Here is a 773-nt window from a genome sequence, read left to right as displayed (position 1 = left end):
AAGACGCACTCGACGCGCTGGCCGGCAAGCCCGGCGGGGACCTGGTAGCGGTTGGCGTGCAGGGAGATCAGGCCGGTGCGGGACACGGTGCGGTGGGTGGACCAGCGGAACGCCTCGGTGAGCTCGTCAGGGGTGGCGTGGCGGAACGGGCCGCCGGTCTGCCAGCGGTGCAGCGGCGCGGCGCCGGTCTCGGTGTGGACCTGGCGGTGGTACTGCGCTTCGACCCAGGCCTGGAACTTGCCGTTGAGGTCGTCCAGGCTGGTCACGGGGCTGGCGGTCCCGGTGGGGGTGGCCTCGTCGGCGATCTCGACGAGGAACTGGCCCCGCACCGTTGCGAAGAAACGTTCGATCTTGCCGCGTCCTTCGGGCCGGTGCGGGGTGGAGTGCGCCAGCCGGATCCCGAGCTTCGCGCAGGCGCGCAGCAGCCAGGCGTCGGAGAACGCCGAGCCGTTGTCGACGTAGATCTTGGAGGGGATGCCGCGGGCGGCGAGCGCGGGGCGTAGCGCCGCGGCGAGCCGGACGGTGTCCTCCGCGTAGCCGAACCGGTAGCCGACGACCGCGCGGGAGTAGTCGTCGAGGAACGCGAACAGGTAGGTCTTCCGCCCGGCGATCTTGACTGCGTGCAGGGCGTCTCCCGTCCACAGATCATTAGGTGCTGCTGCCTGGAACGGGGAGAACACCTCCCGGCCGGTGGCCGCCGCGGCGAGCTGGCGGGTCCCGATGCCGGTGCGGGTGAAGAAACGCTGCAGCGTGCGCTCGGTCGGGGACCAGCC

The 773-nt window shown here is 71.7% G+C and carries 1 protein-coding gene; it reads right to left on the bottom strand.

Annotated elements, in window-relative coordinates:
* Positions 1-773: DDE-type integrase/transposase/recombinase (locus tag NBW84_RS23325; RefSeq protein WP_250287423.1), on the bottom strand; the 773-nt coding region annotated here is incomplete at both ends.

The organism is Protofrankia sp. CiP1_Cm_nod2 (genome assembly GCF_920664355.1).
GTDB lineage: Bacteria > Actinomycetota > Actinomycetes > Frankiales > Frankiaceae > Protofrankia.
The sequence above is the reverse complement of the archived record's forward strand: the minus strand, read 5'-3'. Positions and strand labels throughout refer to the sequence as shown.